The 13,145-nt window shown below is 68.1% G+C and carries 13 protein-coding genes; 7 read left to right on the plus strand and 6 right to left on the minus strand.

What is annotated here, in order from left to right:
* The first annotated feature begins 8 nt into the window (after positions 1-8).
* Genes PGN12_08250 through PGN12_08260 form a run of 3 tightly spaced genes read left to right on the plus strand, consistent with a single transcriptional unit; the run spans position 9 to position 1,758 of the window.
* The gene (locus PGN12_08250) at positions 9-275 is read left to right on the plus strand and encodes a DUF167 domain-containing protein (protein MEH3103883.1); all 267 of its coding nucleotides are present in this window, start codon (positions 9-11) and stop codon (positions 273-275) included.
* On the plus strand, positions 272-1,141 hold the full coding sequence (gene folD / locus PGN12_08255) for a bifunctional methylenetetrahydrofolate dehydrogenase/methenyltetrahydrofolate cyclohydrolase FolD (GenBank protein ID MEH3103884.1): 870 nt from the start codon (positions 272-274) through the stop codon (positions 1,139-1,141). The genes PGN12_08250 and folD overlap by 4 nt, the downstream gene beginning before the upstream one ends.
* The gene (locus PGN12_08260; protein MEH3103885.1) at positions 1,141-1,758 is read left to right on the plus strand and encodes an NAAT family transporter; all 618 of its coding nucleotides are present in this window, start codon (positions 1,141-1,143) and stop codon (positions 1,756-1,758) included. Before folD ends, PGN12_08260 begins: the two co-directional genes overlap by 1 nt.
* Positions 1,759-1,776: 18 nt before the next feature.
* Here PGN12_08260 and PGN12_08265 read toward each other — a convergent pair whose 3' ends face one another.
* Complete coding sequence (locus PGN12_08265; protein MEH3103886.1) at positions 1,777-3,573, minus strand: AcrB/AcrD/AcrF family protein; 1,797 nt, start codon at positions 3,571-3,573, stop codon at positions 1,777-1,779.
* A gap of 196 nt (positions 3,574-3,769) precedes the next feature.
* Between PGN12_08265 and PGN12_08270 the strand changes: the two genes are divergently transcribed.
* Positions 3,770-4,183: a GtrA family protein gene (locus PGN12_08270; protein MEH3103887.1), complete on the plus strand. Its 414-nt coding sequence runs from the start codon at positions 3,770-3,772 to the stop codon at positions 4,181-4,183.
* A gap of 16 nt (positions 4,184-4,199) precedes the next feature.
* Entirely contained in the window at positions 4,200-4,928 is a 729-nt protein-coding gene (locus tag PGN12_08275; GenBank protein ID MEH3103888.1) for a class I SAM-dependent methyltransferase, read from the plus strand.
* A gap of 308 nt (positions 4,929-5,236) precedes the next feature.
* Here the strand turns inward: PGN12_08275 and PGN12_08280 are convergent, their stop codons facing one another.
* The 5 genes from PGN12_08280 to PGN12_08300 form a co-directional block, all read right to left on the minus strand.
* Complete coding sequence (locus tag PGN12_08280; GenBank protein ID MEH3103889.1) at positions 5,237-5,653, minus strand: secondary thiamine-phosphate synthase enzyme YjbQ; 417 nt, start codon at positions 5,651-5,653, stop codon at positions 5,237-5,239.
* Entirely contained in the window at positions 5,653-6,024 is a 372-nt protein-coding gene (locus PGN12_08285; GenBank protein MEH3103890.1) for a tRNA-binding protein, read from the minus strand. The genes PGN12_08280 and PGN12_08285 overlap by 1 nt, the downstream gene beginning before the upstream one ends.
* Complete coding sequence (locus tag PGN12_08290) at positions 6,024-6,695, minus strand: glutathione S-transferase family protein (protein MEH3103891.1); 672 nt, start codon at positions 6,693-6,695, stop codon at positions 6,024-6,026. The genes PGN12_08285 and PGN12_08290 overlap by 1 nt, the downstream gene beginning before the upstream one ends.
* Before the next feature lie 63 nt (positions 6,696-6,758).
* Positions 6,759-7,826, minus strand: coding sequence for a LacI family DNA-binding transcriptional regulator (locus PGN12_08295; GenBank protein MEH3103892.1), 1,068 nt, complete (start codon positions 7,824-7,826; stop codon positions 6,759-6,761).
* Positions 7,827-8,038: 212 nt separating this feature from the next.
* Positions 8,039-10,111: an alpha-glucuronidase family glycosyl hydrolase gene (locus PGN12_08300; GenBank protein ID MEH3103893.1), complete on the minus strand. Its 2,073-nt coding sequence runs from the start codon at positions 10,109-10,111 to the stop codon at positions 8,039-8,041.
* Between the two features lie 208 nt (positions 10,112-10,319).
* On the opposite strand from PGN12_08300, the gene PGN12_08305 reads away from it, so the two are divergent.
* Together PGN12_08305 and PGN12_08310 are read left to right on the plus strand one after the other, a co-directional pair.
* Positions 10,320-11,531 carry a D-galactonate dehydratase family protein gene (locus PGN12_08305; protein ID MEH3103894.1) on the plus strand — a complete coding sequence of 404 codons (1,212 nt, stop codon included), beginning with the start codon at positions 10,320-10,322 and terminating at the stop codon, positions 11,529-11,531.
* A gap of 127 nt (positions 11,532-11,658) precedes the next feature.
* The gene (locus PGN12_08310) at positions 11,659-12,981 is read left to right on the plus strand and encodes an MFS transporter (protein ID MEH3103895.1); all 1,323 of its coding nucleotides are present in this window, start codon (positions 11,659-11,661) and stop codon (positions 12,979-12,981) included.
* The last annotated feature ends 164 nt before the right edge of the window (positions 12,982-13,145 follow it).

Here is a 13,145-nt window from a genome sequence, read left to right on the forward strand (position 1 = left end):
GGATCGCGATCGCGGTCCGCGTCACGCCACGCGGCGGGCGGGATGCGCTGCTCGCCGGCACCGCGGAGCATTTCGTCGCGCGCCTGTCCGCCGCGCCTGTCGACGGCGCGGCCAATGCGGCGTTGATCGTGCTGCTCGCCAAGCATTTCCGCGTGCCCAAGCGCGATGTGACGCTGGTTTCGGGGCAGACGGCGCGCCTGAAGCGGTTGACGATCGCGGGCGATCCGCAGGTGCTGGCGCGCGCCGCCGCTTCGCTCTATGCGGTCGCGCCATGACTGCGCGCCTCATCGACGGAAAAGCCTTTGCCGCCAAGCTGCGCGGCCGTGTCGCCACCGCGGCCGCCGCCTTTGCCGAACAGGCGGGGCGCAAGCCCGGCCTCGCGGTGGTGCTGGTCGGCGAAGACCCGGCCTCGTCGGTCTATGTCCGCTCGAAGGGCAAGGCGACCGTTGCCGCCGGCATGGAGAGCTTCGAGCATCGCCTGTCCGCCGACGTGACCGAGGCGGAGTTGGTCGCCTTGGTCGATCGCCTCAATGCCGACGAGACGGTCGACGGCATCCTCGTCCAGTTGCCGCTGCCCCGCCATATCGACGAGCGCGCGGTCATCACCCGCATCGACCCCGACAAGGATGTCGATGGCTTCCACCCGGTCAACGCCGGACGACTCGCCACCGGGCTCCACGGGCTGGTGCCGTGCACCCCGCTCGGCTGCCTGATGCTGCTCCAGGACATCCACCCGCATCTTGCCGGGCTGGAGGCGGTGGTGATCGGCCGCTCGAACATCGTCGGCAAGCCGATGGCGGCGCTGCTGCTCCAGCAGAGCTGCACCGTCACCACCGTCCACAGCCGCACGCGCGACGTGATGGGGCATGTCCGCGCCGCCGATATCGTCGTCGCCGCAGTCGGCATCCCTGCATTCGTTCAGCCGGAGTGGATCAAGCCCGGCGCGACCGTGATCGACGTCGGCATCAACCGCACCGACGACGGTCTGGTCGGTGACGTCGATCCGCGTGCCGCCGACGTCGCGGGCGCGATCACCCCGGTGCCGGGTGGCGTCGGGCCGATGACGATCGCGGTGCTGATACGCAACACGCTGGTCGCGGCGGGGCGTCGCGCCGGCATCGCGGTCGATCCGGCGCTCTGATGGTCGAGCTGTTCGTCTCGTCGTTCATCACTTTGTTCGTCATCATCGATCCGCCCGGCTGCGCGCCGATCTTCGCCGGGCTCACCGCCGGCGCGACCGCAGCGCACCGCCGGGCGATGGCGATCCGTGCGGTAATGGTCGCGGCGGGCATCCTGCTCGTCTTCGCGCTGGCCGGCGAGCCGCTGCTTCACGCGCTCGGCATCGAGCTGGCGTCGTTCCGCATCGCGGGCGGGGTGATGCTGTTCCTGATCGCGCTGGAAATGGTGTTCGAGAAGCGCACCCAGCGCCGCGAGGATCGCGCCGCCAAGATCACCGAGGAAGAGGCCGACGACGTCTCGATCTTCCCGATGGCGATGCCGATGATCGCCGGGCCGGGGTCGATCGCGTCGGTGATGCTGCTCACCGCGCGCAGCCACGGGATCGAACAGACCGCGGTGGTGATGGCGGCGCTGGCCGCGAACCTGCTGCTGATGCTGATCGCGCTGCTTGCCGCGGGGCCGCTGATGCGGGTGCTGGGCGCGAAGATCGAGGCGGTCATCACCCGCCTGCTCGGCGTCCTGCTCGCCGCGCTGGCGGTGCAGTTCGTGATCGACGGGGTGATGGAGCAGTTGCGTTAACGTCGTAATTGCGAACGGTTATTGCACCCGGAAGGCCCGGAAAGGCGATCCCCTCCTGATCGGCAGCGGCACCAGCCAGTCGAAATGCTCGCCCTTCGCCAGCCGGTCGTAGAAGCCGCCGCGCGCCTTGGCGCGGTAGTTGGTCGATTCGGCCATGTCCGGGCACACCAGCAGCATCGTCGCGCCGTGGCGCTTCATGATCGCGCGGGCCACCTCCGGCGTGCCCATGAAGGCGTGGTGGACGTCGAGGATCGCGTCGCCGTTGCGATGGTACGGCCCCGCGATCGCGTTGTGATGCGTCAGGGTGATGAGCCGCGGGCCGAGGTCGACGAAGGTGAAGACGGTCTGCGCCGGGTAGCGGTTAAGTGGCTGCATTGCCGGGATTGTCAGGCATCGCCCGGTCGCCTTGTTGACGCGGCGAACATAGGCGCTGGGGCGGTCGACCTTGAAGCGGTCGATGATGATCTGGGTGAAGCTGCCCGAGACGATCACGAAGAGCGCCACGGCGGCCGCTGCCTTCGCCCACCAGAAGCGCGGGGCGATCAGCCACGGCACCGCCATCCACGCCAGCGCCGAAGCGCCAGGAATTGCAAGAAGTTGCGCCGCGGGTCCGGCGCGTGCCTGCCACAGCAGCATCAGCGCCGCGAACGCCCCGAACAGCGCCACGCACGCCCATCCGCGCAGCGTCGGCTGCCGCCGTGCCCGCCAAGTCGCGGATAACGCGCCGATTAATCCGATGAGGGGGAGGGTGACGATCGGCAGGGCGACGCGCAGGGGATGGCGGTAGATCGGCTTCGCCTCGCGGACCTGCGACAGCCAGCTCGTGTAGAGTTCGTTCGAAACCTGCTCGGGGCGACCCAGGCATTGCGGGAAGGCGAGCGCGAAGAATGCCGCGACCAACGCCCCCGCCGCGACGGCAAGCAGTAACCGGATCAACGGCTTGCGCGGCGAAATGACGGCGAGCGCCAGCAGCAGCCCGCCGGCCAGCACCACCGTCGAGGCATAGACCGGGGTCAGCGCGTCGCAGCGATAGACGCGGTTGGCGTAGGAGGTGAAGGCCGCGAAACCGGTCGCGACGCCGCCCGCGAGCGACAGCGCATAGAGCGCCAGCCGTTCACGTTCTGCGCGCTCCCATACCCAGGCGAGCCCGAGAATACCCCCCGCCATCGCGGCATAGGGCAGCATTTCAAGCCCGATCGTGAGCGAAATCGCGGTCGCGGTGCCAACCAGTGCACCACCACGCGCGCGACGCGGATCGCAGAGCCCGGCGACCGTCACCGCCAGCATCGCCAGCTGCCAGCCGTGATGGTCGATCCGGTCGGGCATGAACATCCCGAGCGCGACGTTGGTGGCGAGGAACAGCGCGATCCCCAGCGGCCACGCCAGCGGATGCACCAGCCGGCGCAGCGTCGCGCCCAGCGCCACCAGCACCACCGCCATCGGCAGCAGCGGCGCGATCCCGCACGCCAGCCGCTCGGCCTCCGCCACGCCAACGAACGGGCGCAGCAGCACGATCAGCCCGGCGATCGGCAGATCGACCAGCCGCGACCAATGGATGTCGAACCCGCCCGGCGGATTGAGGCGATGGTTGCGCAGGTCGAACCAGCCCTGACCGTTCAGCAGCGCGCGGACCTGCATCAAGCGCATGTTGTCGTCGGTATCGCCCAGCGACAGCCAGTGGATCGCCGCCCAGCGTTGCCAGACATACCAGATCGCGATCCCCGCCCATGCCAGCAACGTGAGCCGGAGCCAGTGGCGGTCGAGCGTCCGCGCGACCCGGTCCTGCGTAGCGGGCGGCAACAAATGGTTGGTCAACACAATCCCTTCACGCCGCGCCGTAAGGGGCGGCCCGTCGATGCGGCGGTGCTTAGGACGCGGGCGGCGAAACGGCAACGGGGCGTCCGGTGCGCGCGCGCACGCCGGCCATTGCCACCACCGGCGCATGGGCCTAGTCGGGCGGCGAAGGGGCAGGGTTGTGGCAACGTTGCAGACACACGCCAGGATCGAACACGTGCGCGCGCTGTTCTGGCAGCTGGTCCGCTTCGGGCTGACGGGCGGCGCGGCGACCGCGATCTATGCCGCGGTCTATTGGCCGATCGCGACCTATGCGCAGGCGCGCTGGCCGCTCGATCATCGCACCCTCTGGCCGCTGATCGCCAATGTGCTCGGCTATCTGGTGTCGATGGTGGCGGGCTATGTGATCCATAGCCGCTGGAGCTTCCGCGACGTGGGCGAGCGTGACAACGTCTCGCGCACCGGCGGACGATTCCTGGTGGTGACGCTGGTCAGCTTCTCGTTGAACACCTTCTTCGTGTGGTTCCTGACCGGACCGATGCACGGTGCGACATGGTGGCCGCTGGTCACCAACGTCTTCGTCACCCCGATGGTGACCTTCATCCTGTACCGGTTCTGGGTCTTTGCGTGATAAAGAGTAAGTATTGATGGATCGCCGTGTCTATGATCGCATGGCCGAGCATGATTCCACGCATTGGTGGTATCGCGCGCGGCGCGACATCCTGGCCGATTACCTGACCCGCAAGGGCAAGTTGCCGACGTCGGCGCGTATCCTCGAGATCGGTTGCGGCACCGGACACAATCTACCGATGCTTGCCGAATTCGGCGAGGTCGACGCGATCGAGATCGATCCGGCGGCGCGCGCGATCGCCAGCGAGCGACTGGGCAAGCCGGTCGGTGACGCGCCGCTTCCGGCGTTGCCGGGCGTGCCGCGCGGCCATTACGATCTGATCGCGGTGCTGGATGTCGTCGAGCATATCGAGGACGATGTCGCGGCACTGGCGGCGATGCGCGACTGTCTGGCGCCGGGCGGGAAGATCGTGATCGCGGTGCCTGCGCATCAATGGATGTGGAGCGCGCACGACGTGGTGAACCACCACCACCGGCGCTATTCCAAGAAGACGTTGCTGGGCGCGCTCCACAAGGCCGGCCTGAAGGAGCGCGGGCTCACCTATTTCAACTCGCTGCTGTTTCCGCTGGCGGCGGCGGCACGTGTTGCCGGACGGCTCACGGGTCGGGACGATAGCGACGATTCGCCGCCGGCTGCGCCGCTCAACGCCTTGTTCGAGCGGATTTTCGGGCTGGAGCGGCATCTGGTCGGGCGGATGCCGATGCCGACGGGTGTGTCGATTTTGACGCTGGCCGAGCCGCGGTAGCGGGGGCGCCGTTGCGGCGGCGGGGGCCTGTGGGTGGGGCGGTTGTTTGTCGGGCTGACACGTGAGCGGCGGGCTTTGTGTCGGTGGCGTGTCCCGGACGATGCAGAGATGGGCCCCTGCCTGCGCAGGGGCGACGGTGGTTTGGGGGGCGGTACTTTCGCCGTCGCTCCTGCGGGGGCAGGGGCCTATGGCTGTCGAGTTTGTGGGTGCGGCTGACACATCGGCGGCGGGCTTTGTGTCTGGGGCGGGGACTTACGATGCAGCCATGGGTCCCTGCCTGCGCAGGGACGACGGTTTTGCCGGCGGCGTTACTCGCCGATCACGTGGAGCGCGAGGGTGCGGCGGTGGGGGGCGGCGCGGTGTTCGAACAGGTAGAGACCCTGCCACGTCCCGAGCACCATCCGTCCGTCGTGGACGGGAATGCCAAGCGAGACGTTCGTCAGCGCGGTCTTGAGATGCGCGGGCATGTCGTCGGGGCCTTCGTCGTCATGTTCATAGTCGCGTGATTCGGGGGCGAGGCGCTGGAAATAGCGTTCGAGGTCGCGGCGGACCGCCGGGGCAGCGTTCTCGTTGATGAGCAGCGAGGCGGAGGTGTGACGGCAGAAGACGGTCAGCAGACCGTCGGCGATTGCCTGCGCGTGCAGCCATGCCGCGACCTCGTCCGTCACCTCGACCAATCCCGCCCCGCGGGTCGCGATCGTCAAGCTGCCGTGCGCCTGCCGCATCAGAACAGCCGCCCGCCGTTCGGGACGGCAACGCTGGGATGCACCAGAACGACCTTTCCGTCCGCGTCGGGGAAGCCGAGCGTGAGCACCTGCGACATGAACTTGCCGATCTGGCGTGGCGGGAAGTTGACCACCGCCGCCACCTGTCGCCCGACCAGCCCGTTGCAGTCGTAATGTTCGGTGATCTGCGCCGACGAGCGTTTGATGCCGATCGTCGGGCCGAAGTCGATCGTCAGCTTGAACGCCGGCTTGCGCGCCTCGGGGAAGGGCTCCGCCGCGACGATCGTCCCGACCCGCACGTCGACCGCCAGGAAATCATCGAACCCGATCGCGGGCGCGGGCGGGGCGGCGGGGTCGTGGGTGGCGTGCATCAGAAGTCCGGGTTCTCGTAATAGCTCGGCGGTTCGATCCCGCTGATCCGTTCGGCGAGCAATGGGCGGAAGCTGCGGCGGCTCTTGAATGCCGAATACCATGCCTTGGTGAGCGCATGGCCGGCCCAGTCGATTCCGCCGAGATAATCGGCGACCGAAATTTGTGCCGCCGCGGCGAGATCGGCGAGGCTGATCGTCGACCCAGCGATCCATTTCCGATGGTCGAGCAGGAAGTCGATATAGTCGAGATGCCCGACCGCCGACTTCATCGCCTCACGCAATCGCGACGCGTCGGGGGCCATGCGATGCGCGACGCGCTTGATCATGCGCTCGTCGAGCAGCGGCTGGGTGACGTCGCGGTAGAAATGCGTGTCGAACCACGTCACCAGCCGCCGAATCTCGGCGCGATTGGCGGCGGTGCCGTTGATCATCGCGACCCGCTCGACCGTCTCCTCGAAATATTCGCAGATCGCCATCGAATCGAGCAGCACGACACCGCGTTCGTTGTCGGTCATCACCGGGGTTTGCCCGGCGGGGTTCATGTCGATGAACGCGTCGCGCCGCTCCCACGGGTTCTCGCGCATGAGTTGATAGCCCACGTCCTTCTCGTTGAGGAGCGTGCGGACCTTGCGCGTGAACGGACACAGCGGGAACTGGTAGAGCTGCCACATATATGGCGCTGTTAGGCTGAACTGGGGGGTGGGGGGAAGCGCCTTCGTCGCCGGTTCGGACGATCAGCCCGTGGTGCGCGGGCGGCGGCGCGGCACCGCGTCCGACTGTCGCCGGATCAGCGCGTAATCGACGACGACATGCGGGTGATCCTCGTTGCTGCCGCCGCGTCGCTGGCGGATTTCGCGCATCAGCAGGTCGACAGCAGTGCGCGCCATGTCGCTGACGGGTTGGCGGATCGTCGTCAGCTCCGGCCAGACCGTCGTCGCCAGTGCCGAATCGTCGAAGCCGCAGACGGTGAGGTCGCCCGGCACGTCGAGATCGCGGCGGTGCGCGATCGCCACCGTCGCGGCGGCCATGTCGTCGTTGCTGGCGAAGATCGCGCTGGGCGCATCGGGCAGGTCGAGCAACCGTTCGGCCGCGTCGAGCCCGGAGCGATAGCCGAAATTGCCCTCGGCGATCAGCGCGTCGTCGGCGTCGAGCGCCATGTCGGCCACCGCGTCGCGATAGCCGGCGAGTCGCTCGCCGGTCGCGCTCTGGTTCGCGGCGCCGGTGATGAAGCCGATCCGGCGGTGGCCGAGCGTGCCGAGATGGCGCGTCATCTCGTAAGCGGCCTTGCGGTCGTCGATGCTGACCGACAGCGCCCATTCCGGGGCGCGCCCCGTCGACACCGCGACGACCGGCACATCGCGTTCGCGCAGCATCGCCAGCACCCCTTCGGCGTCGCCGAGCGGGGGCGGGAGCAGCAGCCCGTCGACGCGGCCGTTCAGCAGATGCTCGATCGCGGCGACTTCGCCGCCCTCGGCGCATTGCTCGACGATAATCTGCCCGTTCTGCCGCGCCCCCTGATCGAGGCAGCCGACCAGGAACTCACTGAAATAGAACAGGCTGGTCGTGGTGTGCAGCACGCCGAGCCGGAAGTCCTCGCCCCCCGCCAGCATCCGCGCCGCCGCGGAGGGGGCGTAGCGGAGCGCGGCGATCGCCTCCTCGACGCGGGCGCGGGTCGCGTCGCGCACGCTGCCCTCGCGATTGATGACGCGGCTGACCGTCATCGGCGACACGCCCGCGTGGGTCGCGACGTCGCTGATCGTCGGGGCGTTGCGTTGGCGGCGCGACCCGCGCGGTTCGTTCATGCCGGACAGTCCATCGCACGGTTCTTGGCGACCGCGAGCGGCGTCGGCAAGCGGGAGATTACGGGATCGTACTCAATTGCAGCAAGAGGCGTGATCCGCTTCTCCCCTCCGCTTCAGGGAGGGGTCGGGGGTGGGGGACTTTCCCGAGGTCTGTATTCCTGGACAGGCCCCACCCCAATTCCTCCCCCGAGGGGGAGGGGCTAAGGTTTCCCTCAATCGTGGTGACCCGGAACGTACGGAAAGGATTGCGCCTTGTACCATGCCAGATCGTGCGCGGGGGGCACGACGCCGGCGGGCAGCGTGCGGCCGTTGACCGACATCCAGTAGGCGAGGCTGGCGTCGCGCCACCAGCGCGCCTCGCGTTCCTGCACCGCCAGCCAAGTGGCGGTCTTCTGCCAGCGTTCATCATCGAGCTGCGCGCGCACGCCGTCCCACTGCCGTCGCATGTCGCCGACATAGGCAACGCCGCGGTCGTAATGCGCGACGAGATCCTCCCACAGCGTCTTGCCGGACGCCATCTTGCGGTTCCATGCGACATGGTGGAACCACAGCAGGTCGCGCTCTGGCGTGGTCTTCGGATCGGCGAAGCGCTTCGCGACCGGTGGCGCATATTGCGCGACCGCGTCGCTGCCGGTCCTCGTCCGGTCGAAGCCGATGCCGGCGCGGTCGGCCTTGTGGTAATAGACCGGGTTCCATTCGGGACGCGCGAGATCGGCGACCCATGGCCCCGGTCCGTAGTGATGACCGGTCGCCATCAGGTGCGCGAGCCCGAGCGCGCCGGTGTAATCGACCACCGCCTCGCGCGAGCCCATCATCATGCGGACTGCGGTGTCGACGAGCTGCGGGTCCGTGCCGAACGTCTGTTGCGCCCATTCGCGCGCGATCGGCTCCGCCTTGAGCATCGGGTCCCACGCCATCCGGCCGAAGGCGTACCAATTGGCCTGATTGAAGGTCGAGCCCGACCAGTCGCGGTCACGGCCGATGTTGGCGACGCCGGCCATGCCGGTCAGGCGGTGCCGCTCGCTGCTGCCGTCGACCACGCTGGCGACCGTCTCCGCGCCGCGCCCGGTCTTCGCCGACAGCGCTTCCTCGAACAGCGGGCCGAGATAGGCGAGGTGGGTCGCGAAGCCGAGATATTCCTTGGTGATCTGGAATTCGATCATCAGCGGGGTCTTCGGCATCGCGCCGAACAGCGGATGGAAGGGCTCGCGCGGCTGGAAGTCGATCGCACCGTTCTTGACCTGCACCAGCACATTGTCGGCGAAGGTGCCGTCGAGCGGCTTGAACTCGGTATAGGCCTGCTTGGCGCGGTCCTCGGGGTCGGTCTCGGCATAGACGAACGCGCGCCACATCACGACGCCGCCGTGCGGCTTCACCGCGGCGGCGAGCATGTTCGCGCCGTCGGCGTGGCTGGCGCCGTAATCGCGCGGGCCGGGCTGGCCTTCGCTGTTCGCTTTCACGAGGAAGCCGCCGAAGTCGGGGATCGCGCGGTAGATTTCGTCGGCCTTCGCCTTCCACCACGCGGCCACCTGCGGGTCGCGCGGGTCGGCGGTCTTCAGCCCGCCCAGTTCGATCGGTGCCGAAAAGCGCGCGGAGAGATAGACCTTGATCCCCCACGGGCGGAACACGTCGGCCAGCGCCGCCGCCTTCGCGATGTAGCGCGGAGTGAGACTGTCGGCCTTGGCATTGACGTTGTTGAGGACGGTGCCGTTGATGCCGATCGAGGCGTTGGCGCGCGCATAATCGACGTAGCGCGGGTCCCTGAAGTCGGGGAGCGCCCACCAGTCCCACAGCGACGTGCCGGCATAGCCGCGCTCGACGGTGCCATCGAGATTGTCCCAATGGTTGAGGACGCGCAGCTTCACCTTGGGCGCGCTGGCCAGCGTCGCGTTCGCGGCGGTGCCGCCGGTGGCGAGGTGGCGGAGCAGCGCGAACGCGCCATAGAGCGCGCCGCGGTCGCTGTTGCCCGCGACCAGCAGCGTCGGCGTGCCGTCGAGCTTGACGGGGCGGACGAGATAGCCTTCGTCGCCGAGCGGCGCGAACGGGAGTCGCAGCGCCGCGACCTCGGCGGCGGTGGCGACGGTGACGGTCATGCCGGCGGGCAGCGCGCGCGACAGCTCGGCGGCGGCGAGGCGCAGCGTGGCGGTGTCGCCGCGGATCGCCACCGTCGTCGCGGACGGCGACGCCGCGGGCGCGCGCAGCCACAGCCGGTAGCCGTCGTCGGCGTGCGCGGGGCCAGCCATCAGCAGGGCGAGCGCACCCAGCCATCCCGAACGTGCCTTCATCATCGCTCCCGCTACCTTCGACGGCATTGACAACGCCGCTTCTTGACCGGCATGTTAACGCTATCAGTGAAAATTCACAAGTCCCGGCAGCAGATCGGGCGTGACTGGAGAGAGTGCGCGTGGCCACCAATCGTCGAGTTGATCCGATCCGTATGCGCCGGGGCATCGCCGCGCCGGCCACTACGCTCGAATGCGCCTGAGAGACGACATGCCGACCATCACCGACGCGCGCGTCATCATCACCTCGCCGGGCCGCAACTTCGTCACACTGAAGATTGTCTGCGACGACGGCACCACCGGGGTCGGCGATGCGACGCTCAACGGGCGCGAACTGGCGGTCGCCGCCTATCTGTCCGAGCATGTCGTGCCCTGCCTGATCGGGCGCGACGCGCACCGGATCGAGGACATCTGGCAGTATCTCTATAAGGGGGCGTACTGGCGGCGCGGGCCGGTGACGATGAGCGCGATCGCGGCGGTCGACGTGGCGCTGTGGGACATCAAGGGCAAGCTCGCCGGGATGCCGGTGTACCAGTTGCTCGGCGGCGCGAGCCGCGAGGCGTGCATGGTCTATGCGCACGCCAACGGCACGACGATCGAGGACACGATCAACGTCGCGCTGGCCGAGCGCGACAAGGGATACAAGGCGATCCGGCTACAATGCGGGGTGCCGGGACTCGCCTCCACCTATGGCGTCGCCAAGCCGGGTCAGCGCTACGAGCCCGCCGATGCCGCGCTGCCGAGCGAGTCGGTGTGGTCGACCGAAAAGTATCTGCGCGTCGTGCCCGAGCTGTTTGCCGCTGCGCGCGAGGCGCTGGGGCCGGACGTGCACCTGCTCCACGACGTCCACCACCGGCTGACCCCGATCGAGGCCGGGCGGCTGGGGCGCGATCTGGAGCCGTATCGCCCGTTCTGGATCGAGGACCCGACGCCGGCGGAGAATCAGGACGCGTTCCGGCTGATCCGCCAGCACACCACGACGCCGATCGCGGTCGGCGAGGTGTTCAATTCGATCTGGGACTGCAAGGCGCTGATCGAGCAGCAATTGATCGACTATGTTCGTGCGACGATCGTCCATGCTGGCGGGATCACGCACCTGCGGCGCGTCGCCGCGCTCGCCGATCTCTATCAGGTGCGGACCGGCTGCCACGGTGCGACCGACCTGTCGCCGGTGACGATGGCGGCGGCGCTGCACTTCGGGCTGTCGATCCCGAACTTCGGGGTGCAGGAGCATATGCCGCACACCGCCGAAACCGATGCGGTGTTCCCGCATGGCTATCGCTTCGAGCAGGGCATGATGCATCCGGGCGACGCGCCGGGGCTGGGGGTCGACGTCGATGAGGAGCTGGCGGCGGGGTATGAGTACAAGCGCGCCTATCTGCCGGTGAACCGGCTGGAGGATGGCACGCTGTGGAGTTGGTGATGTCTCATTGCATCGCCACCCCGGCGCACGCCGGGGTCCAGTTACGGCGCGCGCGCGAAATCCGGCCACGTTTCCCAACTGGGCCCCGGCGTACGCCGGGGTGGTTAGTAGCTGGAGAGCCAGGCCCATGAGCGACTTCACCGAGGCCGCACAGCACGCGCCCGACACCGCCGCGCACGAAGTCCCGCGCCCGAAGGGTCGCATCCGTTGGATCATCTGCGCGCTGCTGTTCGCCGCGGTGGTGCTGTCGTATGTCGACCGGCTGGTGCTCGGGGTGCTCAAGCCGCAGCTGACCGAACTCTACCACTGGACCAACACCGGCTACGGCGACGTCACCGGCTATTTTCAGGTCTTCTACGGCGTCGGCTTCCTGATCTTCGGGTGGCTGATCGACCGGATCGGGCCGAAATACGGCTATCTGCTCGCGATGGGGAGCTGGACGCTGGGCCATTTCGCGCAGACGCTCGTCACCTCGACGACCGGCTTCGTGATCGCGCGCATCCCGCTCGCGTTCGGTGAGGCGGGGACCTATCCGTCCGCGCTCGCCGCCGCCTCGCAATGGTTCCCCAAGAAGGAGCGCGCGCTCGCGATCGGCATCTTCAACGCCGGGGCGAACGTCGGCGCGGTGGTCACGCCGCTGCTGATCGGGTTCATCGTCGCCGGGCTGCTGCTCGACTGGCGCTGGGCGTTCATCATCACCGGGCTGTTCAATCTGGTGTGGCTGTTCGCGTGGTGGCACCTGTACCACAAGCCCGCCGAGCATCCGCGGCTGTCGCCCGAGGAACGCGCGTGGATCGAAACCGAGCCGGCGGTCGATCAGGGCCGCGCCGGCTTCCTGCGCGTGCTGCGGCATCGCGAGGCCTGGGCCTATATGGCGGGGCGGTTCCTGATCGATCCGGTGTGGTGGACGTTCCTGTTCTGGCTGCCGGACTTCTTCAACAAGCAATATGGCTATGATCTGAAGAGCTTCGGCCCGCCGCTCGTCGCGATCTACATCCTCGCCGATCTGGGTGCGATAGCGGGTGGCTGGTATTCGTCGCACCTGCTGAAGCGCGGCGTGGCGACCGGGCGCGCGCGCAAGCGGGCGATGTTCGCCTGCGCCTTGTTCGCGCTGCCGGTGATGTTCGCGGGGCAGGCGAGCAGCATCTGGATCGCGGTGCTGCTGATCGGCTTGGCCTGCGCGGCGCATCAGGGATTCTCGACCAATTTGTTCGCGCTGCCCGGCGACCAGTTCCCGCGCTTCGCACAGGGGACGCTGATCGGGCTGGGCGGGTTCGCGGGCGCGGTCGGCGGATTCATCGCCTCCAAGTCGCTGGGGCTGCTGCTCGATACGGTCGGCAGCTACGGGCCGTTCTTCGTCGCGTGCGGCGTCGCGTATCTGGTGGCGTTGCTGGTCTTCCACTTGCTCAACCCGCGCTACCGCGACGTTCGTCTGACGCAGGCCGGTTGACGGACGCAGATATGTCATTGATAACGCTATCACATGCTTCTTCGGAGGCCGTGCGGTACCCACCCACCTTTCCGATTGCGACAGGCGCGCCGTTTTTCTCCCCTTTATTCGGCGCGTCGACTCACAGGGCCGGTCTCTTCGCGAGGCCGGCCCTTCTTTCTTCC

Source organism: Sphingomonas phyllosphaerae, assembly GCA_036946405.1.
Classification (GTDB): Bacteria; Pseudomonadota; Alphaproteobacteria; order Sphingomonadales; family Sphingomonadaceae; genus Sphingomonas; species Sphingomonas phyllosphaerae_D.